26 protein-coding genes and 2 pseudogenes are annotated in these 23,671 nt (G+C 62.5%); 7 read left to right on the forward strand and 21 right to left on the reverse strand.

The annotated features are described in order from the left end of the window. From P8H27_RS19930 to P8H27_RS19995, 14 genes are all read right to left on the reverse strand, one after another. A partial coding sequence (locus tag P8H27_RS19930) for a heavy metal-binding domain-containing protein (RefSeq protein ID WP_289639473.1) occupies positions 1–261 on the reverse strand: 261 nt, incomplete at its 3' end. Then, positions 258–1,514 (reverse strand): TolC family protein, encoded by a 1,257-nt coding sequence (locus P8H27_RS19935; protein ID WP_289639475.1) that lies wholly within the window; start codon positions 1,512–1,514, stop codon positions 258–260. The genes P8H27_RS19935 and P8H27_RS19930, both read right to left, overlap by 4 nt. A gap of 101 nt (positions 1,515–1,615) precedes the next feature. Next, entirely contained in the window at positions 1,616–1,954 is a 339-nt protein-coding gene (locus tag P8H27_RS19940) for a hypothetical protein (RefSeq protein ID WP_289639477.1), read from the reverse strand. A gap of 239 nt (positions 1,955–2,193) precedes the next feature. Further along, positions 2,194–2,391: a co-regulatory protein PtrA N-terminal domain-containing protein gene (locus tag P8H27_RS19945; RefSeq protein ID WP_289639479.1), complete on the reverse strand. Its 198-nt coding sequence runs from the start codon at positions 2,389–2,391 to the stop codon at positions 2,194–2,196. 162 nt (positions 2,392–2,553) lie between these two features. Beyond that, positions 2,554–3,300 (reverse strand): cytochrome c biogenesis CcdA family protein, encoded by a 747-nt coding sequence (locus tag P8H27_RS19950; protein WP_289639480.1) that lies wholly within the window; start codon positions 3,298–3,300, stop codon positions 2,554–2,556. 3 nt (positions 3,301–3,303) lie between these two features. Then, on the reverse strand, positions 3,304–3,846 hold the full coding sequence (locus tag P8H27_RS19955) for a TlpA disulfide reductase family protein (protein WP_289639481.1): 543 nt from the start codon (positions 3,844–3,846) through the stop codon (positions 3,304–3,306). Between the two features lie 347 nt (positions 3,847–4,193). Then, on the reverse strand, positions 4,194–4,661 hold the full coding sequence (locus P8H27_RS19960; protein ID WP_289639482.1) for a DUF411 domain-containing protein: 468 nt from the start codon (positions 4,659–4,661) through the stop codon (positions 4,194–4,196). Then, positions 4,651–5,424: a cytochrome c gene (locus P8H27_RS19965; protein WP_289639483.1), complete on the reverse strand. Its 774-nt coding sequence runs from the start codon at positions 5,422–5,424 to the stop codon at positions 4,651–4,653. Before P8H27_RS19965 ends, P8H27_RS19960 begins: the two co-directional genes overlap by 11 nt. A 9-nt stretch (positions 5,425–5,433) precedes the next feature. Next, the gene (locus P8H27_RS19970; protein WP_374761377.1) at positions 5,434–6,357 is read right to left on the reverse strand and encodes a copper resistance protein B; all 924 of its coding nucleotides are present in this window, start codon (positions 6,355–6,357) and stop codon (positions 5,434–5,436) included. A gap of 12 nt (positions 6,358–6,369) precedes the next feature. Then, complete coding sequence (locus P8H27_RS19975) at positions 6,370–8,178, reverse strand: copper resistance system multicopper oxidase (RefSeq protein ID WP_289639484.1); 1,809 nt, start codon at positions 8,176–8,178, stop codon at positions 6,370–6,372. Positions 8,179–8,443: 265 nt separating this feature from the next. Beyond that, complete coding sequence (locus tag P8H27_RS19980; protein ID WP_289639485.1) at positions 8,444–8,794, reverse strand: co-regulatory protein PtrA N-terminal domain-containing protein; 351 nt, start codon at positions 8,792–8,794, stop codon at positions 8,444–8,446. 396 nt (positions 8,795–9,190) lie between these two features. Continuing rightward, on the reverse strand, positions 9,191–10,006 hold the full coding sequence (locus P8H27_RS19985; RefSeq protein WP_289639486.1) for a TlpA disulfide reductase family protein: 816 nt from the start codon (positions 10,004–10,006) through the stop codon (positions 9,191–9,193). Positions 10,007–10,141: 135 nt separating this feature from the next. Continuing rightward, entirely contained in the window at positions 10,142–10,702 is a 561-nt protein-coding gene (locus tag P8H27_RS19990; protein ID WP_289639487.1) for a carboxymuconolactone decarboxylase family protein, read from the reverse strand. A 73-nt stretch (positions 10,703–10,775) separates the two neighbouring features. Next, positions 10,776–10,991 carry a hypothetical protein gene (locus P8H27_RS19995; RefSeq protein WP_289639488.1) on the reverse strand — a complete coding sequence of 72 codons (216 nt, stop codon included), beginning with the start codon at positions 10,989–10,991 and terminating at the stop codon, positions 10,776–10,778. Positions 10,992–11,262: 271 nt separating this feature from the next. Between P8H27_RS19995 and P8H27_RS20000 the strand changes: the two genes are divergently transcribed. Together P8H27_RS20000 and P8H27_RS20005 are read left to right on the forward strand one after the other, a co-directional pair. After that, positions 11,263–11,946, forward strand: a complete 684-nt coding sequence (locus P8H27_RS20000; protein ID WP_289639490.1) for a heavy metal response regulator transcription factor — start codon at positions 11,263–11,265, stop codon at positions 11,944–11,946. Then, positions 11,943–13,352, forward strand: coding sequence for a heavy metal sensor histidine kinase (locus tag P8H27_RS20005; RefSeq protein WP_289639491.1), 1,410 nt, complete (start codon positions 11,943–11,945; stop codon positions 13,350–13,352). The genes P8H27_RS20000 and P8H27_RS20005 overlap by 4 nt, the downstream gene beginning before the upstream one ends. A gap of 308 nt (positions 13,353–13,660) precedes the next feature. On the opposite strand, the gene P8H27_RS20010 is transcribed toward P8H27_RS20005, so the two are convergent. Further along, positions 13,661–13,939, reverse strand: coding sequence for a peptidylprolyl isomerase (locus P8H27_RS20010; RefSeq protein ID WP_289639492.1), 279 nt, complete (start codon positions 13,937–13,939; stop codon positions 13,661–13,663). 148 nt (positions 13,940–14,087) lie between these two features. Between P8H27_RS20010 and P8H27_RS20015 the strand changes: the two genes are divergently transcribed. Continuing rightward, entirely contained in the window at positions 14,088–15,287 is a 1,200-nt protein-coding gene (locus tag P8H27_RS20015; RefSeq protein ID WP_289639493.1) for a PilT/PilU family type 4a pilus ATPase, read from the forward strand. A 331-nt stretch (positions 15,288–15,618) separates the two neighbouring features. Continuing rightward, positions 15,619–15,915: a hypothetical protein gene (locus P8H27_RS20020; protein ID WP_289639495.1), complete on the forward strand. Its 297-nt coding sequence runs from the start codon at positions 15,619–15,621 to the stop codon at positions 15,913–15,915. A gap of 286 nt (positions 15,916–16,201) precedes the next feature. Here the strand turns inward: P8H27_RS20020 and P8H27_RS20025 are convergent, their stop codons facing one another. The 6 genes and pseudogenes from P8H27_RS20025 to P8H27_RS20050 form a co-directional block, all read right to left on the reverse strand. Next, on the reverse strand, positions 16,202–16,429 hold the full coding sequence (locus P8H27_RS20025) for an anti-sigma factor (protein WP_289639496.1): 228 nt from the start codon (positions 16,427–16,429) through the stop codon (positions 16,202–16,204). Continuing rightward, positions 16,423–17,028 (reverse strand): RNA polymerase sigma factor, encoded by a 606-nt coding sequence (locus tag P8H27_RS20030; protein ID WP_289639497.1) that lies wholly within the window; start codon positions 17,026–17,028, stop codon positions 16,423–16,425. The genes P8H27_RS20025 and P8H27_RS20030 overlap by 7 nt, the downstream gene beginning before the upstream one ends. Before the next feature lie 195 nt (positions 17,029–17,223). Beyond that, a pseudogene (locus P8H27_RS20035) lies at positions 17,224–17,463 on the reverse strand (glutathione S-transferase N-terminal domain-containing protein); the annotation flags it as partial. A gap of 193 nt (positions 17,464–17,656) precedes the next feature. Continuing rightward, positions 17,657–18,508, reverse strand: a complete 852-nt coding sequence (locus tag P8H27_RS20040) for a GNAT family N-acetyltransferase (protein WP_289639498.1) — start codon at positions 18,506–18,508, stop codon at positions 17,657–17,659. A gap of 111 nt (positions 18,509–18,619) precedes the next feature. Beyond that, the gene (locus P8H27_RS20045; protein WP_289639500.1) at positions 18,620–20,575 is read right to left on the reverse strand and encodes an acetoacetate--CoA ligase; all 1,956 of its coding nucleotides are present in this window, start codon (positions 20,573–20,575) and stop codon (positions 18,620–18,622) included. 96 nt (positions 20,576–20,671) lie between these two features. Then, the gene (locus P8H27_RS20050; RefSeq protein ID WP_289639501.1) at positions 20,672–21,601 is read right to left on the reverse strand and encodes a LysR family transcriptional regulator; all 930 of its coding nucleotides are present in this window, start codon (positions 21,599–21,601) and stop codon (positions 20,672–20,674) included. A 267-nt stretch (positions 21,602–21,868) separates the two neighbouring features. On the opposite strand from P8H27_RS20050, the gene P8H27_RS20055 reads away from it, so the two are divergent. The 3 genes and pseudogenes from P8H27_RS20055 to P8H27_RS20065 all read left to right on the forward strand — a co-directional run. Continuing rightward, entirely contained in the window at positions 21,869–22,567 is a 699-nt protein-coding gene (locus P8H27_RS20055; protein ID WP_289639502.1) for a CoA transferase subunit A, read from the forward strand. A 35-nt stretch (positions 22,568–22,602) separates the two neighbouring features. Then, the gene (locus P8H27_RS20060) at positions 22,603–23,259 is read left to right on the forward strand and encodes a CoA transferase subunit B (protein ID WP_289639503.1); all 657 of its coding nucleotides are present in this window, start codon (positions 22,603–22,605) and stop codon (positions 23,257–23,259) included. A gap of 142 nt (positions 23,260–23,401) precedes the next feature. Then, positions 23,402–23,671: pseudogene (locus tag P8H27_RS20065) on the forward strand (acetyl-CoA C-acetyltransferase); the annotation flags it as partial.

Below are 23,671 nucleotides of genomic sequence, written 5' to 3' on the forward strand. Positions count from 1 at the left end.
GCTGTCGCCACCCTCGTCGGCATAACGCGGCACCAGCTGCATGTCCATAAACGGCGACTTGCCCGGCTGGTCGAATTTCTGCTGCGGCGACATGGGGTCGTACCAATAGAGCACTTTGCGCTCGGTCTGGGCGGCCTCTTTAGTCGTCAGTTCCTGCTCCTCGGCGACGACCGTTGCACTGCTGACGGCGTAGAATGCTGTTGCTCCCAGAGCCAGCGTCAGGCCACTCAGCAGCGCCAAGCGTTTGATTGGTGAATTCATTGGGTATTCTCCCCATAGGCGAAATACAGTCGGGCGCTGGTCAGCGCGCGCTGCTCGGTGAAGTCGATCTGTTTCAGGCGGTTCTCGATGAGCTCGCGGCGCGCGCCGATCAGCGTCATCAACTCACCGGTGCCTGCGCGATAGTCGGCCAGGCTCAGCTTGACCTTCTCCTCGGCCAGCGGCACCAGGGTCTGGCGGCTGCGCTGCAGGGCACGATCCAGGCGGCGATACTCGGCCAGGTCATCGTCCAGCTGTTGGGTGTGATCGCGCGTCACTGCTTCACGCTCGGCTTCCAGGCGCAACACCTCGGCGCGTTTGGCCGCAATCTTCGGGTCTTGGCGGCTGGCGCTGAACAGTGGCAGGTCAAAGGTGAACTGCAGCGAGACCATGTCGCCGAACGCCTCGTCGCGCTTCTGATAGGCCAATTCCCAGCTCCAGTCCGGTTTCTTGTCGGCTTCGGCCAGGCGTACTTGCGCCTGCGCCTCATGGGTCATGGGGGCAAACACCTGCAGTTCGGGGTGGCGTTGCAGGTGGTGGCGATAACTCAGGTCATCGACCTGCCAGTTCGGCCAGGCGCCGGACAGTGGTTCCTCGGCTGCCGCGCCGACCCAGCGGCGTAGCGCGGCACGCGCCTGCGTGCGGTTGCGCTCGAGCTCATCCTCCTGCTCGGCGAGCAGCGCCACTTCCTGCTTGGGCACCAGGCTGTCGGCCGTCTGGCCTCGGCCACCGGCCAACCGCGCCTGCACGGCCTTGGCCAGCAGGCGATTCTCGTTGTACAGGGTTTGGAACAATTGCAGCTTCTGCTCTACGGCGAGGGCACCTATCCAGGCCAGCGCGGTTTCCCGGCGTACCTTGAGCCGCTCGACCCGCTCCAGCGCACCGGCGCTGTCGATGCCTGCTTGGGCGGCCTCGACCCGGGCGCGGCGCTTGGCTCGATTGGGTACCTCCTGCATGACCCCGACCATCTGCATGGTCATGGGCTCGCGATCCAGCCGCCAGCGATTGCCGCCCTCGATAGGGACGTTCTGCAGGCCCAGGGCCAGCTTGGGGTCAGGCAGTTCGCCGGCAGGGATGGCCGCGTGGGTGGCTGCATCCAGGTTGGCCGCTTGGGCAGCAAGAGACGGTGCCTCGCGCTCGGCAAGGCGCAGGGCTTGATCCAGGGTAAGAGCGGCGGCGAGGCCGGGCACGGCCAGCGCGCACAGCGTGAGGGCCACCAGATACGGGCGCCCCCGGCGATAGCGTCGGAAATTCATGTTCACGATTCCTGTGGATGATCCGGCGCGCACCCAGTCGGGTGCACACACAGCGTCTCGCCGGCAAACGGGGCGAAACGGAACTCAGCTCGGTACGGGAATCAGGCGCGGGGAGGGCGCCAGAAAGCGGAAGGTGTCGGCGTGGGGAAAAGACCTAGGGTAAGCGAATGAGCCGACTGGCTCGAAGCAATGATCGGGGTCTTTATGACAGAGACTTGCACGGCACTATTGGTCTTGCAATCCTGACCAGTCTTGCAGACCTTGCTGCTGGAAAGTGGCTGCTGCTGATCGTCACAGCAGCTGTCCTGCATGCCATCCATCGAGTGGCCTTGCTGCTCCATGGGGCAAGGTTCGCTGAACACCAGCAGGCCCGCCACCCCATTCAGAGGAAGCGCCAAGCTGAGCAGCAGAAGCAACAGCAGATGCAGGTGTCGTTTCATGCCGCGGAGCCTAGTTGAGGTCGAAATAGGGGACAATTCGCAAGCAACCTGCAATTAACGAGGGTTGGCGACCAACGTATAGCGCTTGAGATTGGGCCGCTTTAGTCGGGGCTTCAGACTTCCTGCTAGTCTTGCCCGCTGTCGCTACAAGTCATGTACGCGCCAGCGAGCGTCAAAACTGCCACATCTCGACCTTCAGGGTGATTACATTTCTGTAAGGTTGGCCGGTCTGCTGGCGATCAGCAGTTGGCGTGATCGGCCATCTGGGTCTTACTGTCGGCCATTGGCGATTCGGCCTTCTGCTGCTGGGCGAGCGGATAGGCGACTTTTCCGGCTTGCTCCATCCGCGCGAAGGTGCGATCGGCGCCTCCCTCGGCCATGGCCAGGGAGGAAAGAGTCAGGGTGGCGATGACGATAAGCGCTTTCATGGAGTTCATTTGGACATCCTTAACTGGGATTTGGTCGGCCCCCGTTGATCCACATTCAGGATGGTCTTGGGGGTGAGCTTCAGGCTCGAAGTAACCTTACCCTGTGCGCCCTGTCAGAAAGCTGAGGTGAATATTACAGTTCGGTCAGCTTGCCAGTTCCTGCCTGCAGGGCTAGCCGATCCTGCCCAGCGCCGGAAACGCCTCCAGGAGCCAATACGATAGGGTCGACAGTTGACCGGTGGCCAAGGCCAGCCCCATGAGGATCAGGATGACACCTGAACCGATATGGATCGCCCGGCTCCAACGACGAAGGCGCTTCATATGGGCCAGAAAATGGTTGGTGAACAGGGCGGTCAGCAGAAAGGGCACGCCCAGGCCCAGCGAGTAGATGGACAGCAGCACGATGCCGTTGGCTCCGGCGGCGCCACCGGCGGCGCTCACCGTCAAGATGCTACCCAGGATAGGGCCGATGCAGGGTGTCCAGCCGAAGGCGAAGGCCATGCCCAGGGCATAAGTGGCCAGGGGGCCGAGCTTGGCATCGAATCGATGGACAAAGCGCACGTCCATATGCAGCCAACGCGGATTGATCAGGCCGGTCATAAATAGCCCGAACGTGATCACCATGATCCCACCGATCAGGTTCGCTTCCTGCTGGTAGGTCAGTAACAGCTGGCTCAGCGCTGTGGCGCTGGCCCCCAATGCGACGAAAACCGTGGAGAAGCCGAGAATGAAAGTCAGGCTCATGCCGATCACGCTGAACCGCTCGCGTCGGCTTTGTATTGATTGCAGTTCGTCCACCGACCGACCGGCTATATAAGACAGATAACCGGGTACCAGCGGCAGCACGCAAGGTGAAAGAAACGAGATCATCCCGGCGGCAAAGGCGCTCAGGATACCGACGCTGCTCAGGCTCAGCACCGGCTATTTCTCCTGGGCTGAAGCGATGACCTCCCGCAGGTACTCGATGACCTCCGGGCTGTCCCATTCGGCGGCGCCGAGCTTGCGACCCAGCTCCTGGCCCTGGCGATCCAACACCAGGGTAACCGGTAAGCCGAAGGCGTTGAGGCTACGGTTCGCTTGGGCGCCTTCGTCGATATAAAGCTCAAGGTGCTGGATGCCGATCTCAGTGTAGAAGTCCCGCACTATCTGCTCCCCGTCTTGATCGACTGAGAGTGCCAACACCTGAAAATCGGCGCCACCGAGCTGCGCCTGCAACCGATCCAGGGTCGGCATCTCCTGGCGGCATGGCCCACACCAGGTTGCCCAAACGTTGAGCAACACGATCTTGCCCTTGAAGTCAGCCAGGCTCTGCGGGTTGCCCTCACCATCCATGAAATTGACTTCCGGTACTGGCTTTGGCTCGGGCCAGATAGTCAGACCGGCAGGGGAGCCCGTATTAGTAATCGGTTCCGCCGCCTGGCTGCCGGCCAGCAGGAAGAGGGCCAAGAGGCCGGCGAGCGCCAAGCGCCAGGCCAGGTCTTGGCGCTTGCAGCGGTTCATTGCGTTGTGAGGTGATGCTGGCCCGTTCATAGCTCGCCCTCGGCGCGTTGCGAGCCGTTTAGACGGCCAGTTGCAAGCTTGCCATGGCGGCTCGCCTCGCCATGGGCAGTGCCTTGAAGCAGTGCGGCCGTGCTCGCTCTGAGCGGTGTTGGAGGATGGTCGCCGACAGGCCGGTTACCGTGTGATGGAGATAGTTAGCCTTCATTGTAGATAGCATCAAAGAAAACTCCTGGGCATGGCCTGGATCCGATGCCTATGAGCGGCCCGCCGGCTAATTCAGAGCGGCCGGGTGTTGAGCGGCGGGCGCGGCCTTATTTCACGGGATATTCGGCTACAACCTGGTCGGTGCCCGTTTGGGTCAAACCGATGACCTGGTAGGCCTGTTGTTTGCCGCCGACCTCCATGCCAGGTGAGCCAGCGGGCATACCCGGCACTGCGATACCGACGAGGTCGGGACGCTTGCTCAATTCGATGATCTGCGCCGCCGGCACATGGCCCTCGACGAACTTGCCGTCGATCACTGCGGTGTGACAGGACGCAAGCCTTGGCGCCACTCCCAGACGCTGTTTGACCAGGGTCATGTTGGATTCGACATGGTCGATGACCTTGAAGCCATTGGCTTCGAGGTGCGCGACCCATTGCTTGCAGCAGCCGCAGTTGGCGTCGCGGTGCACATCGATGTTCAAAGGCTCGGCCGCCTGGCTCGCGGCACCGAAGAGCAGGGCTGCCAGAGCGGTGGCCTGGATGCCGGCCCGGTACAGCTGTGATTTAGTTGGCATGCACATGCTCCTTGCCATCGGCGTGGGTGTGGGTCTTGGTCGCCGGCTTGGCGTCGTGGTGGCTGGTTCCGGGCGCTTCGCCGGCATGGTGGTCGCCGACGCTGGCCAGGTCGCCGGTATGCTGGTCGGCTGCGGCTTCATCAGGGTGGCTCATCCCGGCCATTTCGCCGGCATGCTGATCTGCGCCTGCCTCCGCGCTGCCGTGCTGGCCTTCATGGTTGTGCATCTCGGTTTCGCCGCCACCGTGTTGGTGGCCAGAGCTGGAGGCGACCAGGGCCTGGTACCGTTGGGCATCGAGTTCGGGCAACTGTTGCAGAAAGGCGACCATGCCCCAGATATAGGGGTCGCCCATGCTCTTGCCCCAGGCCGGCATGCCGCTGGCCTTGATGCCGTGCTTGATGATCCAGAAGGTCGCCGCCGGGTTGCCATCGACGCTGACCTTGGTCAGGTTCGGCGGCGCCGGGTAGAGTGCCTGGCTCAACTCGGTTTTGGCGACCCCGGGGGCCAGGTGACAACCGATGCACATCGAGTTGTAGTTGCCGGCCCCGGCGCGGATCAGCGCTGCGTCTTCCAGGTCGGGCACCGGGATATCCCGCGAGCGCACCTCGATGGAACGCTCCCGGGCCATGTTCAGGAAGGCGTGTACGGCCGGCAGGTGTGGATCGTCGGCGCCCACGTTGACCAGGCCGAAGTAGGCACCGGCGGTGACGGCGGCGGCGCCGACGATGCTCGCGGCGACCAGGGTCTTTATTGTTCTTTTCATTTCAGGTCCTCAAAACCACATGCGAATACCGGCAACCAAGCGTGCCTCGTTATCATTCCCGCCCTCATCGCGCAGCAGGTCGGCGCTATTGCCGTAGGCGCGGTTCCAGGTGACCCCTATATAAGGGGCGAACTCACGGCGAATCTCGTAGCGCAGGCGCAGACCGATTTCACTGTTGGCCAGGCCGGAGCCCAGGCCGCGTTCGGGGTCGTTCTTGCCGTAGAAGTTGACCTCGACCGTCGGCTGCAGGATCAGCCGATTGCTCAGCAGCAGGTCGTAGTCGCCTTCCAGGCGCAGGGCGCTCTGCCCTTGCTCGCCGACGAAACCGGTGGCTTCGACTTCCAGGCCGTAGAGCGGCATGCCCTGGATGCCGAAGGCTCCCCAGGTCTGCGCCGAGCCCGGCTCGAAGTCCTGGCGCACACCGCCGACCAACTCCCACCAGGGGCCGATGGCATGGCCCCAGAGTGCCTGAATCTCCGCCTCTTCGGTCATGCCGTTGATCCGCTCACCTTCCGAACGCAGCCACAGGCGATCGATGTCGCCGCCGATCCAGGCTGAGGCATCCCAGCTGAGCACGCTGCCTTCGTCGGCGTCCTGGTACTCCAACTGATCGAACAGCAGGAACCAGTTGAGCATCTTGTCGTGCACCCCATGACCGGCCAGCGGCGGAAACGCGGCGGCGCGGTCGGCATCGGTCAGCACCGGGATAGGCGTGCGGCTGATGGTTCTGGGGGCTTGCTCGGCACTGCCATGGTTCATCTGGCTGTGATCCATGGCATCCATCTGGCCGGGCGCCATGGCTGGCATGCCAGCGTGGCCCATTGTCGAATGATCCATTGGCTGGGCGGCATTGGCCGTACCGGCAGCAACGCTGCCCAGCACCAGTGCCAGGGCGCCAGCGACCAGTGTTCTCGGGTTCACTAATAGGCTCATTGGCAGATTCCTTTATTCATCCACTCGCACTTCACGGAACATGCCCATTTCCATGTGCAGCAACAGGTGGCAGTGGTAGGCCCAGCGGCCCAGGGCGTCGGCGGTGACCCGGTAGCTGCGCCTGGAGCCGGGCGGCATGTCGATGGTGTGCTTGCGCACCATGAAGTTGCCGTTATCGTCCTCCAGGTCACTCCACATGCCATGCAGGTGAATGGGGTGGGTCATCATGGTGTCGTTGACCAGGGTGATGCGCAGGCGCTCGCCGTACTTGAGGCGCAGCGGCTCGGCATCGGAGAACTTGATGCCATCGAACGACCAGGCGAATTTCTCCATATGTCCGGTCAGGTGCAGTTCGATGGTACGGCTCGGTTCGCGGCCGTCCGGGTCGGCGAAGGTGCTGCGCAGGTCGGCATAGGTCAGCACCCGCCGGCCGTTGTCACGCAGGCCCAGGCCCGGGTCGTCGAGCTTCGAGCTGGGCATCATGGTCTGCATGTCGACCAGCGGGTTGTTGGTTTCGGAAGCGGGGTGGGACTGCATCTGCCCGCTCATGCCGGCCATATCGCCCATGCCGGCCATCTTGCTGTGATCCATGCCGGCCATGTCGCCCATGCCGGCCATCGTGCTGTGATCCATGCCGGCCATATCGCCCATGCCGGTCATCTTGCTGTGGTCCATGCCCGCCATGCCACCCATGCTGCCATGGTCCATGCCCATATCGCCCATGCCGATCAGCGGGCGCGGGTCGAGCTCGGGCACCACAGCGCTCAGGCCTTCGCGCACGGCCAGGGTGCCGCGGGCATAGCCGCTGCGGTCCATGGACTGGGCGAAGATTGTGTAGGCCTCGGCACCGGCCGGCTCGACTATCACGTCATAGGTTTCCGCCACGGCGATGCGCAACTCGTCGACGCTGACCGGTTCCACGTACTGGCCATCGGCGGCCACCACGGTCATCTTCAGGCCGGGGATGCGCACGTCGAAATAGCTCATGGCCGAACCGTTGATGAAACGCAGGCGTAGCTTCTCGCCCGGCTTGAACAGGCCGATCCAGTTACCGTCTGGGGCCTGGCCGTTCATCAGGTAGGTGTAGGTGTAGCCGCTGACGTCGGCCAGATCGGTGGGGCTCATCTTCATCTCGGCCCACATCTTGCGGTCGGCCACGGCGGCGATCCAACCTTGCTCGCTGACGTCGTCGATGAAGTCGCCGAGCGTGCGCTTGTGGAAGTTGTAGTAGTCCGATTGCTTCTTCAGCTTGGCCATCAAGCGGTTCGGCTCTTCGTCGGTCCAGTCGCTCAGCATCACCACGTAGTCGCGGTCGTACTGGAAGGGCTCCGGCTGCTTGGCGTCGATGACGATAGGCCCGTAGACCCCGGCCTGCTCCTGCAGCCCCGAGTGGCTGTGGTACCAGTAGGTGCCGTTCTGCTGCACCTTGAATCTGTATTCGTACAGGCCGTTGGGCGCGATGCCGTGGAAGCTCAGGCCGGGCACGCCATCCATGTTGGCCGGCAGGATGATGCCGTGCCAGTGGATCGAGGTGTCTGCGCTCAGGCGATTGCGCACGCGCAGGGTCACGGTGTCGCCCTCGCGCCAACGCAGGATGGGGCCGGGCAGGCTGCCGTTGATGGTCAGCGCGGTACGCGCTGCGCCGGTGATGTTCACCGGGGTTGCGCCGATGAACAGTTCGAAATCGCTGCCCGACAGCATGGTCGGCTGGCCGGGGCTGGTGACTGCCCACACCGGGGTGCGCCACAGGCCCAGGCCCGCCAGTATGCCGCCGGCGGTCAGGCCTTTGACGAAGGTTCGCCTCGAGGTTTTCGCTTGCATGCCGTTTGTGTCCCATCAATCAAAGGAAATCAGCGCTGAACAGCCGGGGCGGTCTGCAAGTCTGCACTCTGTGAACGGCGCTTCCTGCCGACTCCCTGGCTCGTTTGCCTGTGGCAGTCATCTGCGGATGCGACCAATTAGCGCTACGAGAAGTTGCCACATTTGCCACTGGCGGATGATTACATTTCTGTCAGTTTCAAAAAAACGGCGCCCAAGGGCGCCGTCAGGTTCAGGGAGCAATCAACCAAGGCTTGCAAGATAAGGGCTATTGCTGGCACTCGGTGCGCATCAGCTTGTGCTGCCGCTGCATTTGAGCCAATGCGTCATTTACCAGCTTGTCGTGCTGCTCCATCCACGCCAGGTGCTGCTCGCTGCCCATGGCGGCGTCGGGGCTCGCATGCAGTTCCTGCATCATGTCGTCGAGCATGTTCATGTGCTTGGCCATCTGGGTGTGGCGCTGGCCGGCTGGGGCCTGTTCTGCCTGCGCCAGGACGGTCTCGGCGGCGTCGCGCATGGCCACGGCGCGCTCTAGCGTGCGATCGGCACCACCCTCGGCCATGGCCAGGGAGGAAAGGCTCAGGGCGGCGATGGCGATAAGCGTTTTCATGGACTTCATTTGGGCATCCTTAGGTGACGTGGGATTTGCTAAGCCCCCCGTTGATTCACACTCGGGATGATCTTGGGGGGGTGAGCTTCAGACTCGAAGCAACCTTACCCGGCACGTCCTGTCAGAAAGCTGAGGTGAATATTACAGTTCGGTCAGCTTGCCAGCCGTAGCCATAAGCGTGGGCTTGTTTTCAACTCAGGCACTGATCTTGGTGGCGTCGCCCAGCTATTCAGTTCGGCGTGGCGACACCGAGTCATGCCGTTTCAATCCAGCGCTCCTGAGACTCGTCGCTGTGCAGCAATATCTCTCGGGGTGGCGCTATTGCATGACCGGCGGGACGCCTAAGCAGACCGCAGGGTTGACAGGCTCAAGGCCGCGAGAAAAAAGAGAAGTGTGGGGCGCGCATCATGGCTGGCTACCCTCTTTCAGGTTTTCCAGCGCGCGCGCGAGGCTGGCGCGGGATAACTCGCCGAGATGGTTGCCGACCTGGCGACCCTTGGCGTCGTAGAACAGCGTGGTGGGCAGGGCCATGGAACCGACTTGCTGGCCGAGTCGTGCGTCGCTGTCGAGCAGTACGTTTTGCAACCCTAGCCCGCCGCTGTCGAGGAAACGGCGGATTTCGCCCGGGCCCTCGCCCTGGTTGACGAACAGGAAGGTCAACGCGCTTTCCCTGGCCTGGGCCTCGGCCAGTACCGGCATTTCCCGCCGACAGGGTGGACACCAGGTCGCCCAGAGGTTGATCACCAGAGGCTTGCCAGCATAATCCTGTAGCTCTACCGGAGCGCCGCGGCTATCGCGCAGAGTCAGTTCGGGCAGCCGTGTGCCTTGCTCCAGGGCCTGCCAGGCGAGTGTGGTTAAGCCCCAGCTCAGCACGCCGACCGTCAACGCCACGCCGAGCGGTTGGCGCAAAGCGCGGTCGCGCCAGGCCTGCCAGCCACCGAGCAGGAGCGCCGCGATCACGCCCGGCCAGGCGATAAAGCCGCCGTCGCGAATGTCCACGACCTTCCACAGTTCGCCTTGGTAGTGCTCGAAATAACTCGCCACGAAGGCCAAGCGCGCCACCAACAAGGCCACCAGCAGCAGCCGGAACAGCTGTTGTTCGGGATTGCGGCCGCTGGCGCGGCCGACCCACCAGCCGCTCAGCGTCGCCAGCAGCAGGCTGCCGATCAGTAGCAGGTGGGGGACGGCCAGGGTTAGCGGCCCTAAATTGACGGTTAACACTCGAGAGGCTCCCGGCCTTCAGGCTGATGATTGGTCGCGTGATCCACGCCCAGCGCCGGGGCTGTCTCGCGCGCTGCGCAGGGCGTAGCCATAACTTCCATGGGGGGCGATAGGCGGCGGGAAACCATGCCGGATTTATTTGCTGACTAAGTGCTGGGGGATTTTGCAGAACCCCTGAGACCGCACATCCAGGGCACTGTTGAACTTGCTTGAAAGATTTTGGAATGCAATAAGGCCGGTCAATTCGATGATGCTGTCCTCGTCAAAGAAGTGACGGAGTCTGGCCATCAGTGCATCACTTACCTGTTGGTCCGAGTAGGTGATGGCCTCGGTATAGTCGAGTACCACTCGCTCTTTTTCATCGAATAAGTCGCTGTCTCGCCACTGCGCCAGTTGTTCGACTTTGTCCATGGAGCCGGTGCGGTTGGCGAGGGTGGCAGAGTTTATGTCAATGCAGAAATCGCACCAGTTGATTTGCGAGACCCGCACTGTAACCAATGAGCGCAAGGTCGGGGGCAGGGGCGAGCCTTTTCTGTCGAGCACGCCATAAAGAACCGCGACCGCGGCGAACAGTTTCGGTACGCGTGCCCATAACAGGCCGGGCTGTAGCACGGCGCCGTATTTTCTTCGCTGATTCCAGAAGAACGGACGTAAGGCCCATGGGTACTCGCCTAGTTTCTTGGTGGAGACTCTCATGGGGCACCTCAGGTTTATGCGCTTGCCTCAGCGTCTGGCTTTTTCATTCGATGACGGTCGATGAACCGGCCACTCAGTCGCGCGGGCTATGGTGCGCCTTGTCATAAGGCCAAGTTGAGAAGGCCAGAAAGTACAGGAGAACCAGGTTGACGATTGGCAGAATCATCAACAGTCCCAGCCACTGTGAATAACCGGCTTTTTTGAAGATTAAACTAAATGGCAGGATAACGAGGGCAGCAAAGAGCACCATCATCAAAGATCCGAATGGCCACATCGTGGTGTCATGCATGGGTTTTCTCCGGGTTGTTGGGGGATTCATTAGCAGTATGCAACATTGCCAGGGCGGCGATCATCGGCGACAGCAGCAGGCCGGCTGCCAGCGGTATGCCCATGGCATAGTGAGTGCCAAATGGCGGAGAAGCACATATCCAGTGCTCATGGTCACCCTAGATAACTCTCCCTGACGTCAGGCTGGCGCCCGGATTACATTTTTGTCAGGTTTTGGTTGGCTAGCGCTTTTCACGGCACACTTGAGCCGACATTCGCATGAGTAAAATCGCATGAGACTATTGGTAGCTGAGGATGAGCCGAAAACCGGCACCTACTTACAACAGGGGCTCAGAGAAGCAGGGTTCAACGTCGATCTGGTTACCACCGGCACCGATGCTCTCCAGCATGCCCTTAGCGAAGCCTATGACCTGTTGATCCTCGACGTCATGATGCCGGGTCTGGAGGGCTGGGAAGTGCTGCGGATGGTGCGTGCCGCCGGCAAGGATGTGCCGGTGCTGTTCCTGACCGCGCGTGACCGGGTCGAGGATCGGGTAAAGGGGCTCGAATTGGGTGCGGATGACTACCTGGTCAAGCCTTTTGCCTTCGCGGAACTGCTGGCCCGCGTCAGGACGCTGCTGCGCCGGGGTAACAGTGCGCCGGTTCTGACTAGCATGAAGATTGCCGACCTGGAAGTGGATCTGCTGAAGCGCAGGGCCATTCGCAGCGGCAAACGTATCGACTTGACCGCAAAGGAGTTTGCCCTGCTTGAGTTGCTCCTGCGGCGCCGCGGTGAGGTGCTGCCCAAGTCGCTGATTGCTTCGCAGGTCTGGGACATGAACTTCGACAGCGACACCAATGTCATCGAGGTGGCGGTCAGACGTTTGCGGGCGAAGATCGACGACGACTTCGCGCTGAAGCTTATTCATACCGTGCGCGGCATGGGCTACATGCTCGAGGAGCCGGGGTCGGAATGAAGCAACTTTCCCTGACCGCCCGCCTGAGTCTGATGTTCATGTTGGCGGTGGCGGCCGTGTTGACCGTTGCGGCGTTGAGCTTCAATCGGCTCAGTCAGCATCACTTCAAGCTGCTGGATCAGCAGGTTCTGTTTGAAAAACTCGAGTCCACCCAGGCCATTCTCGGCGGCGCGGCGGGCGAGGGGAGTTTCGAACGGTTGCAACCTCAGTTTCGCGCCCTGTTCGGCGCGCACCGAGATCTGGCGGCCATCATCCTGGCGGCCGACGGCCGCGTGCTGTTCGCCGACCCGGGGCAGCTCGACATCCCGCAGCGGTTCCGCGCGCACCCCGGGCGAACGCTGTGGGAGTGGCAAGACCAACAACAGATGTACCGCGGTATCACTGCGCAGGTGAGCGCGCCAGACCAGGGCAAGCCGATTACGGTGATGCTGGTGCTCGATGTCACCAACCACATGTCCTTCTTCGAGACCTTGCAGCGCTGGTTTTGGATCGGCCTGATCATCAGTGCCCTGCTCAGCGCGGGGCTGGGCTGGGTCGTTGCCCGCAGTGGTCTGCGACCGTTGCGGCAGGTCACCCAACTGGCCACCTCGGTGTCGGCCAAGTCACTCAAGGCGCGCATTCCACTGGAGGCTGTGCCCCTGGAGTTGCAACAACTGGTGTCCTCGTTCAATGCCATGCTGGGCCGGCTGGACGATGCCTTCGTGCGGCTCTCCAACTTCTCCGCGGACATCGCCCATGAACTAAGAACGCCAGTCAGCAGCCTGATGACCCATACCGAGGTCATTCTCAACAAAAAACGCGACGTCGACGCCTACGAGGAGAACCTCTACTCGAACCTGGAGGATCTCAAACGCATGGCGCGGATGATCGATGACATGCTGTTCCTGGCCAAATCGGATAATGGCTTGATCATCCCAGAGCACGAGCAAATCGCCCTCGAAGTGGTGGTTGGCAAGCTGCTCGACTATTACCAACTGCTGGCCGACGACCGTGGCATCGGGCTCAGGGTCTCAGGGGCCGGTTTTGTTCGGGGCGATGTATTGATGTTGCACCGAGCCATATCGAACCTGCTGTCCAATGCGCTGCGTTACACCCCCGCAGGAAAAACCATCTCGGTGAAGATCCGCCAGAGCGGTTCCTCCACACAGCTAATCGTGGAGAATCCTGGGGAAACCATCCCGCCGGAACACCTGGAAAGACTGTTCGACAGGTTTTACCGCGCCGACCCAGCGCGCCGAGAGGGCAGCCCGAGCAATGCCGGCTTGGGCCTGGCGATCACCCGGTCGATCATTGAGGCCCACCAGGGCAGGATCTGGTGCACCTCCGCAAATGGCTGGACGGCTTTCCACATGGAGTTTCCCCAATCCGAGCGGCCCCAGGACGCCGAATGCCAAAAGAACAGTTGAGAGCCGAGCTTGAACGAAAAGCTAGACGCATGGCATAGCCTCATGGCAGAGCAAATCACCGTCAATTTGAATGCCAGCTTGACTGTTAAGTCCCCATCCTCGTCCGTAACAGCAGAGGCTCTACACGGGATCCGATATTGGCCGAGCATGCCAATCATCGCAGCAGCTCCTGGAGCGGGTGCAGCGGTTCCGTGAAGGCTGGCTGGACGATCGTCAGGATACCCTGACAGACGCCATTCATATGGGCGTGAACCTGTCCGTGATTCAGTTCATGGCCGGGAGGACAGATGGGCTGGTTTTGGCGCGCCTCAGTCGCGGTAGAACACCTGTACCAGGTGATAGCCAAATTGGCTTTTCACTGGGCCATGCACCTCGCGCAGGGGTTTTTTGAAGATGACCTGATCGATCGCCCGCACCATCTGCCCTGGGCGCACTTCGCCGAGATCGCCGCCGCGCTTGCCGGACGGGCAGGTGGAATACTGGCGCGCGAGTGCATCGAAGGCCTCTCCGGCGGCGATGCGCTTCTTTAGTGCGGCGGCTTCTGCTTCGGTTTTCACCAGAATATGGCGGGCCATTGCTTTTGCCATGACGAGCTCCTCATTTTCAGCGGGCGCTTATTGTGCCAGTGTTTGCTGCGTCATCAGAATGGCGTCACTTTTAAAAAATGCCGATTTACCAGGGACATGGGCGAATCTTGGCCTGACGTATTAAATCCACTCGACACAAGGGCTGTTCATGGATATCCACGCAATGTTGAAAATCCTGGCCAGTCAGGATGGCTCCGACCTTTACCTGTCTACCGGCGCGCCGCCCTGTGCCAAATTCAATGGCGTGCTCAAGGCGCTCGGCCAGGAACCATTGAAGGCCGGCGAGGTAGCCGCCATTGCCGAATCGGTGATGGATGCCGCCCAGCGCGAAGAGTTCGAGCGCGAACTGGAGATGAACCTGGCGATTTCCCTGGCCGGCGTGGGGCGTTTTCGGATCAACATCTTCAAACAGCGCAATGAGGTGTCCATAGTCGCGCGCAACATCAAGCTGGATATTCCCAAGTTCGAAGACTTGAAGCTGCCCGAGGTGCTGCTCGGCACCGTCATGGAGAAGCGCGGCCTGGTGTTGTTCGTCGGTGGCACCGGCTCGGGTAAATCCACCTCCCTGGCGGCGCTGATCGACTACCGCAACCGCAACAGCGGCGGCCATATCATTACCATCGAAGACCCGGTCGAGTATGTCCATCGGCACAAGAAATCGATCGTCAACCAGCGCGAAGTCGGCGTCGACACGCGCAGCTTCCACGCCGCGCTGAAGAATACCCTGCGCCAGGCCCCGGACGTGATCCTGATCGGCGAGATCCGCGACCGCGAGACCATGGAGCATGCCCTGGCCTTCGCCGACACCGGCCACCTGGCGATCTCCACGCTGCACGCCAACAACGCCAACCAGGCGCTGGATCGGATCATCAACTTCTTCCCGGAAGACCGTCGCCCGCAGCTGCTCAACGATCTGGGCAACAACCTCAAGGCCTTCGTCTCCCAGCGCCTGGTCAAGACCAGTGACGGCAAGCGCCGCGCCGCCGTGGAGGTGCTGCTCGGCACGCCGACCATCCGCGACCTGATCAAGCGCAACGAGTTTTCCGAGATCAAGGAAATCATGGAGAAGTCGAAGAACCTCGGCATGCAGACCTTCGACATGGCGCTGATCGACCTGGTTCACGAGGGCGCCATCGACGAAGAGGAAGCGGTGAAGAATGCCGACTCGGCGAACAATGTGCGCCTCAAGCTCAAGCTGTATCGGGAGAACCCGGCGAACCAGACGCAGGCTGTCGCGGCCGCCCCACCGGCCAAGGCGGCAGAGAGTGGCGACTGGGGGCTGGAGTTGCAGCTGGAAGCGATCGAGGAGGAGTTGCCGCCCGAGGATCCGGGGCGGGCGGGGATCTAAGGGCACCAGCCACACCCAAGCGAGGAGGGCGATGATCTATGCACAGGCCCGACCGCAATGGCTAGCAGGCCGTTGAAAAACTACTGCGCTCGGCTCTGCTGCGTTGCCATGCAGCGAAGGTGGTCACAGCCGAAGGCTGACCCGCAAGGCGAGTCAAGCAGCCTCAACATGCTCATGTCCAGCTCGTGCACTGCGGTTTGATTCGCTGCGCTCACCCCTTCGGGGCCACCCTGCGGCGAGGCGGATGCCGGGGCACTGGGCAGATCGCTTGTAACAAAGAGCCTCCCCAGTCATCCGAATGATGGGTAACGCATCTTTGGAGGATGACGCCATGAAATCGATACTGGGCATGACGGCACTGGCCGCGCTGATGATGGCCGCTGCCGTGACTACGGTACAGGCCGAAGGCGGCAGTGACCGGCTGATGGATTACCGCCTGCAGCAAGAGGTGCTGGTGAGTAATAGCTCCAGCCAGGACTCCGGTGAGCGCTTTGCTCAGATAATCAAGGAACAGCCCACCGCCGCAGGTGTTGCGCTCGAACAGCAGGGCCAGCAGAACGAAATGTTGGCGCCCAGCTACAAGTCGCCCATCCTGAGGGACAGAGCACTCTATGGCAGCCCTCATTGAAGGCTTGCACCTTGCTGTTTGCAGCTTGGGGGGAGATGCCAACAACGCCGGTGTCCCCACCCCTGGCACAGGGACGTGCCGCCCAAGTGTGTTCTACGGTGTTCGCATTGATTGATGGCCTGCGCTCTGCTGACTGAAACAGGGGGGAGGTGCCAGCAAAGCCGGCATCACCAGGGAAGCACCGCTGCAGCGTTGCGCTACGTGAGCGCCTGGAGACAGCCTCGCGACGGCGCTCGATATGCTCACAATCGCCGAGCAATCGCTTGGCTGTTTGTTACAACGCGGTCTATTGATCGGGCGTTTGCAGCTTCTTGAGGATGGCTTGGCTATCGACCGTTTCATCCTGAAACGGCAGTCGCTGCAGCACATCGGAGGTGAGCCTGAGTTGCTTGATGTACAGCTTGCAGCGAGAGCACATGCGCAGGTGCATGAGCACTGCCAGGCGGGTGCGAAGGCTCAGGTGGCTCTCGATGATATCGGAGCCGAGTTCCGACATTTCACGGCAGGTCAGCATGTTCCGATCTCCTCGAAGTGGTTGAGCATCGCATGCATGCGTTGCCGCCCGCGGTGCAGCAGCACGCGGATATTGCCTTCGGCCAGGCCCAGGGCTTGGGCGATCTCCGGGTAATCCAGTCCGCCCAACTCGCGCATCATCACCACGCTCTGCTGGTCGCTGGGCAGCTTGTGCAGGTGCTTGCGAATGCACTCGTACAACTCGGCTTCGGTCAGCAGCTCTTCGGGGGTTTCATGGTGCCATTGGCTGGGCGGGACATCCCAGGCACCCTGCTCGTTGAAACGGGAAGCGATGGGCGAACCGTTATCGACGCCCCAACCATCCAGCGATACCTCCCGGCCTCGTTTGCGTCTTATGGCGTGGGCCTCGTTGATGGCGATGCGGGCCAGCCAGGTGCGCAGCTTGGAACGGCCCTCGAACTTGCCGATTGCGGCAAAGGCCTTCAGCCAGGTTTCCTGGGCGACATCGTCGGCCGATTCGGAACCGACCAAGGGCATGGCCATGGCGACCAGAAAGGCGTGGTGCAACTTGATGACCGTTTCCAAGGCGCCGTTGTCGCCCCGGCGAAGTCTTCTGAGCAGTTCCTGTTCATCGTCCATCAGCTTCTCCCAAGGCAGCCTGCAGATAGTGCTCGCAAGCAGCCTCAGCGTACTGCTTAGAGGCATGCTTGGGGTCATTGTTACAACCCGAATGGTTCGCCCTGCGTCAGGCGGGACGCAACGGGGGCGTTCCGCTTGCGGGCGGCGAAAGAATAGCCGAGTCAAGCCAAGCCGCTAACGGCACGTGGATAAGCGCAGGGTCAAGCCGGGGCCGGCAAGGCTCTGTGTGTAGTCGAGGATCAGGGTCGATTCCATCAGCACACTGCCATCGTCGCAGATCAGCGAGGGGGCCTTGACCACCGGGTTGATCTGGCGAAATTGTTTATAGGTGCCGAATACCGAGATCGCGCGGTGTTCGAACGGCACCTCGAGCAATTGCAGCGACACCGCGACACGGCGGACATCGGGCGAATCGAGCATTCCGATCAGTTGCATGGGCTTTCCGTGGTGGTGATCAGGTCGTCGTGTAAGTGGCCGGCGAGGCAGGCGATCAGGCCTGCGTTTCGCGTATCGGCGTGCGATGCTGCGGTGCCGGGAACGGCTTGGCGATATTGACCTGGGCGAGGTGGTAGCTGCGCTTCATCTGTTCATCCCTGAAGTGGTTGCTCAAGTTCTCATGGCCGGCCTGCTAGCCGAGTTCGAAGCTGGTCACCCCGAATACGCGCTCGATGGGCAGCTCCGGGTGGGCGCCCAGGTACATGCGGGCGGTCTCGAACGATACCGTCATGCCATGTCGTCGGGCCATCTCGAGCGCCGCGGCGTTCGTCGCCGGCGTATCCAGAAAAATCGCTGCGCCGTCGGGGGCGCGGGCTTTCAGCGCCAGGAACAGTCGCTCCGCCAGTTCGGCGTTGGCGGCGAACAAGGGGCCTATCTTGTAACCAGCACGGCATTTACGCAGCACCCCGTAACCCGCCAGTTTGCCCGCCCGGAGGATGCCGAAGGCGGTGCTGTCCGGTTGAGCGATCCAGCAACGCAGGAACGCGCTGCGGCTCTCGGGAAACAACTGCCGGTCGTAGTCGGCCAGTTCGGCAAAGGGCAGGGTGGATAGAGGCACTATGTGCGGGTCGGCTGGAAAGTCCCCGCCAGCGCTACCCTGATAGCGCACGTTGGCATTGGCCAGGGTGAACCCGGACTTCATGTAGTTGCCCTGCTGCGCCACCACGCCGTCCAGGCCTATGGTTCGGCTGCCGAGGTAGGCGAGGCCGGCGTTCCAGATCTGCATGCCATAGCCCTGGCCCCGGTATCCCGGTTTGACGATGTAACAGCCGAGGAAGCCAAAGCTGCTGCCGTATTTCACCACCGAAATGACCGCGATGGGTTCATCGTTCAGCAAGCCGATCAGGAATCCGCCAGGGTCGGCTGCATAGAAGCAATCGGCGTCATGCAATCCTGGGTTCCAGCCTTCTGCCGCGGCCCAGTCGATGGCGATAGCGACTTCTGCGCGGGTCATGGTTCTGATCTTGTAGTCAGGCTTGTGCACGGTCTTTGTCCATTACCTAGGGCGGGGCTCAGCGCGGCGGCGTGGCAGCCTCCGCGCGCAAACTGTCGCCGTTCGACGCTATTCGATCCGTTCTACCCTGTCCATCGGCCATCAGTTCTGTAGCTCGGGCAGGTTCTTGTACAGCTCCAGCGCCTCGGGGTTGGCCAGGGCGTCGGTGTTCTTCACCGGCCTGCCGTGCACCACGTTGCGCACCGCCAGTTCGACGATCTTGCCGCTGATGGTGCGCGGGATGTCGGCCACCGCGATGATCTTGGCCGGCACATGGCGCGAGCTGGTGTTGCTGTGGATCGCCTGGCGGATGCGCGCCTGCAGCGCCTCGTCGAGGGTGACGCCCTCGCGCAGACGGACGAACAGCACCACGCGCACGTCGTCGTTCCAGTCTTGGCCGATGGCGATGGACTCCAATACCTCCTCGATCTTGTCCACCTGGCGGTAGATCTCCGCGGTGCCGATGCGCACCCCTCCCGGATTGAGCACGGCGTCGGAGCGGCCGTGGATCACCAGGCCGCCGTGGACGCTTTCCTCGGCGTAGTCGCCGTGGGCCCAGACGCCGGGGAAGGTGTCGAAGTAGGCGGCCCTGAACTTCTCGTCAGCCGGATCGTTCCAGAAACCCACCGGCATCGAGGGGAAGTGTTGGGTGCAGACCAGTTCGCCTTTCTGGCCAATAACCCGCTGGCCGGCCTGGTTCCACACCTGCACGTCCATGCCCAGGCCCTTGCACTGCAGTTCGCCGCGCCACACCGGCAGCAGCGGGTTGCCCAGGGCGAAGCAGGAGACGATGTCGGTGCCGCCGGAGATCGACGACAGGCAAATGTCCTGTTTGATCTCACGGTAGACGTACTCGAAGCTCTCAGGAGACAGCGGCGAGCCGGTCGACAGGACGGTTTTCAGGCGTTCCAGCCGATGCGTGCTGCCCGGCTTGGCGCCGGCCTTTGCCAGGGCGGCCAGGTACTTGGCGCTGGTGCCGAAGATGCTGATGTTCTCCGCATCGATCAGGTCGATCAGACGCTCGGCACCCGGGTGCAAGGGCGAGCCGTCGAACAGCACCAGGGTCGCGCCCAGGGCCAGACCCGAGGCCAGCCAGTTCCACATCATCCAGCCGCAGGTGGTGTAGTAGAACAGGCAGTCGTCGGCGTGCAGGTCGCTGTGCAGACCGAGTTCCTTGACGTGCTGCAACAGCACGCCGCCGCTGCCGTGGACGATGCACTTGGGCACGCCGGTGGTGCCGCTGGAGTAGAGGATGTACAGCGGGTGATCGAAGGGCACGGCAGTGAACTGCGGCTCGCCGCCGGGCTGGTAGAAATCCTGCCACAGGGCGACCCGGGCCGAGGTCTGGAAGTCGCTCGGCTTGGTATCCGGGTTGGAGTAGGGCACCACGATCAGCTGCTGCAGCGACGGCAGCTGTTCGAGGATTTCGCCCAGTTTGCCGGTCAGGTCGAAGTTCTCGCCGGCATAGCGATAGCCGGCGGCGGCGATCAGCACCTTGGGCTCGATCTGACCGAAGCGGTCGATCACCCCCTGGGTGCCGAAGTCCGGCGAGCAGGATGACCAGGTGGCACCGAGGCTGCTGGCGGCGAGCATGCCGACCAGCGTCTGCCAGGTATTGGGCATAAAGGCCGCGACCCGGTCGCCAATGCCTACCCCGGTGGCCTTGAGGCTTTGCTGCAAGCCGGCGACCTGGGCGGCCAGCTCGGCGTAGCTCAGTTGCTCGCGCGAACCGTCCTCGCCGACGGCCACCAGCGCCGGGTGGTGGTCGCGGCGGCGCAGCAGGTGCTCGGCGAAGTTCAGCTGGGCGCCGGGGAACCAGCGCGCGCTGGGCATGAGCAGGCCTTCTTCCAGCACGGCGTGGGGCTGTTCGGCGAAGCGGATTTCGAAGAAGTCGACGATGGCCTGCCAGAACGCCTCGCGCTGCGCCAGGCTCCAGGCATGCAGCGCCGGGTAGTCGGCCAGGTCGAGGCCATGGCGCCGGTTGATGAAACGACGGAAGGCGTCCATCCGGGTGGCGGCGATGCGTTCCGGCGAGGGGATCCAAAGTGGTAGGTTCATCTGTCCTCCCAGCGCCGCTGAGTAATCGACGCCGCAGGCTGCATGACATGCCTTACATAATGGCACGCAGTCGGCGGCGTTGCCTGGCGGACGCCGTCAGCTGCCGTCCGGCGCTGTTTCGAGCCGCGGAAGATTCAGGCTGTTCCAGTCCGTGACGTGCAGCAGTACATCGCTCAGGGCCTGGGCCGCGGTCGACAGTTCGTGCTCGGCGAGGCGCAGCAGGCCGACCCGGCGTTCCACCCGCGGCCCGTAGAGAGCGACGCAACGGGCGCCGAGTTCCTCCATCTGCTGGATGCACAGGCTCGGCACGGCGCTGACCCCGAGACCCTGGGCGACCATGCGGCCGACGGTCACCAGTTGATGGCTCTCGAAGGCCACCGGCAGCCGGCCGTGCTCGGCGGCGACGCTGTCCTCCAGCAGCAGACGCACCGCCGAGGGGCGTTGCAGGGTGATAAAGCTCTCCTGCAGCAACTGCGCCCAGCTCAGCTCGGGCCGTTCGGCCAGCGGGCAGTCGGCGGGCACCACCGCGACGAAGCGGTCGGTATAGAAGGGGATGAAGTCCAGCCCCTCGAGGGAATCCGGCTCGAAGGCGATGCCCAACTCGACGCGGCGGTTGCGCACCATCTCCAGCACCTGTTCGTTGATCACGTCATGCACCGCCACGTTGACCCGCGGATGACGATTGCGAAATGCCTTGAGCGCCACCGGCAGCAGGTTGCCGGCGAAGGAGGGCATGGCGGCGATGGAGACCTTGCCCAGTTGCAGGGTGAAGTGCTGGCGCAGCAGCTCCTCGGTGTTGTCCCAGTCGGTCAGCAGGCGCCGGGCGATGGGCAGCAGCAGTTCGCCTTCCGGGGTCAGGCCGACGCTGCGGGTGGTGCGCACCAGCAAGGGGCCGCCGAGGGACTGCTCAAGGTTCTTGATCGCCAGGCTCAAGGCCGGCTGAGACAGGTGCAGGCGCTCGCAAGCCTGGACGAAGCTCAGGCTCTGGGCCACGGCGAGGAAGGCGCGCAGTTGCTTGACGGTCATTGATTTGTTTTCGTGATTAATGGCTTAGAAAAACAAACTTAACAAATCAGTCTCCAGGGGTGAAGCTCTCAATCGCTCCAGAACCTGTTTCGGAGCTCGCGAGCTAGAGCCAGGCAAGGCGAAATTGAGCGAGGACGCGGAATTTACGAGCTTAAATGAGCGATCCGAACTCGACTTCAACGCTGCATGGCCGACGCGCAGCAGCTCCGAGGCAGGTTCTTACGGCAGCCCGGCTGCCAAACCGACAATGACAAGAGGCGCAGCAATATGAGTGGACTCGACAAGCGGGTAGGCAGTTACGCGGAGGCTCTGGCCGGGCTGACCGACAACATGACCGTGCTGGCCGGCGGCTTCGGCCTGTGTGGGATTCCGGAAAATCTGATTGCCGAGATCCGCCGCCTTGGCGTGCGCGGCCTGACCGTGGTCTCGAACAACTGCGGGGTCGACGGTTTCGGCCTGGGCGTGTTGCTGGAAGACCGGCAGATCCGCAAGATGATCGCCTCCTACGTCGGCGAGAACGCCCTGTTCGAGCAGCAGCTGCTCAACGGCGAGCTGGAAGTCGAGCTGACCCCGCAAGGCAGCCTGGCCGAGAAACTGCGCGCCGGCGGCGCCGGCATCCCGGCCTTCTTCACCGCCACCGGCTACGGCACCCCGGTCGCCGAAGGCAAGGAGGCACGCGAAATCAACGGCCGCCACTACATCCTGGAGCCGGCCATCACCGGCGACTTCGCCATCGTCAAGGGCTGGAAGGCCGACCACTTCGGCAACGTGATCTATCGCCACACCGCGCAGAACTTCAACCCGCTGGTGGCCACCGCCGGGCGCATCACCGTGGTCGAGGTGGAGGAAATCGTCGAACCCGGCGAACTCGATCCGGCCCACATCCACACCCCGGGCATCTACGTCGATCGCGTCATCCAGGGCAGTTTCGAGAAGCGGATCGAGAAGCGCACCCTGCGCGCCTGATCATCCAGTCACGACTACAACAAGAGGTTTTCGCCATGGCACTTACCCGCGAACAGATGGCTCAGCGTGTGGCGCGCGAATTGAAAGACGGTTACTACGTGAACTTAGGGATTGGCATCCCGACCCTGGTGGCCAACTACGTGCCGGACGGCATCGATGTGATGCTGCAATCGGAAAACGGCTTGCTCGGCATGGGCGCCTTCCCGACCGAGGATGAGCTGGACGCCGACATGATCAACGCCGGCAAGCAGACGGTGACCGCGCGTAAAGGGGCGTCGATCTTCTCCTCGGCCGAATCCTTCGCCATGATCCGTGGCGGCCACGTCGACCTCACCGTGCTCGGCGCCTTCGAGGTGGACGTCAACGGCAACATCGCCTCCTGGATGATCCCCGGCAAGCTGATCAAGGGCATGGGCGGCGCCATGGATCTGGTCGCCGGCGCCGACAACATCATCGTCACCATGACCCACGCCTCCAAGGATGGCGAGTCCAAGCTGCTCAAGCACTGCAGCCTGCCGCTCACCGGCTGCGGCTGCATCCGCAAGGTGCTCACCGACCTGGCCTACCTGGAAATCGACAACGGCCATTTCATCCTGCGCGAGTGCGCGCCGGGGGTGAGCATCGAGGAGATCGTCGCCAAGACCGCAGGCCCGCTGATCGTGCCGGACGATGTCATCGAAATGACCTTCTGAGCAGCTCCCCGCTGCGCAGGCGGCCACCACGCATGGCCGCCTGCGCAGCGGGTTTTCTATTTGTAGAATGGGTGGAGCGCAGCGATACCCATCGCTTGTCGATGCCGCGAACGGCATCGACGCAACTCGCAGGAGTCTCAGCATGCAAGAAGTCGTTATCGTCGCCGCCACCCGCACCGCCGTCGGCAGCTTCCAGGGTTCGCTGGCGGGTATCCCCGCCCCAGAGCTGGGCGCCGCGGTGATCCGTCGCCTGCTGGAACAAACCGGCCTGAACGGCGCCGAGGTCGACGAAGTGATCCTCGGTCAGGTGCTCACCGCCGGCAGCGGGCAGAACCCGGCGCGCCAGGCGGCGATCCTCGCCGGCCTGCCCCATGCGGTGCCGGCGCTGACCCTGAACAAGGTCTGCGGCTCC

The organism is Pseudomonas sp. sp1636, from assembly GCF_030376615.1.
In the GTDB taxonomy this organism is placed as follows: domain Bacteria; phylum Pseudomonadota; class Gammaproteobacteria; order Pseudomonadales; family Pseudomonadaceae; genus Aquipseudomonas.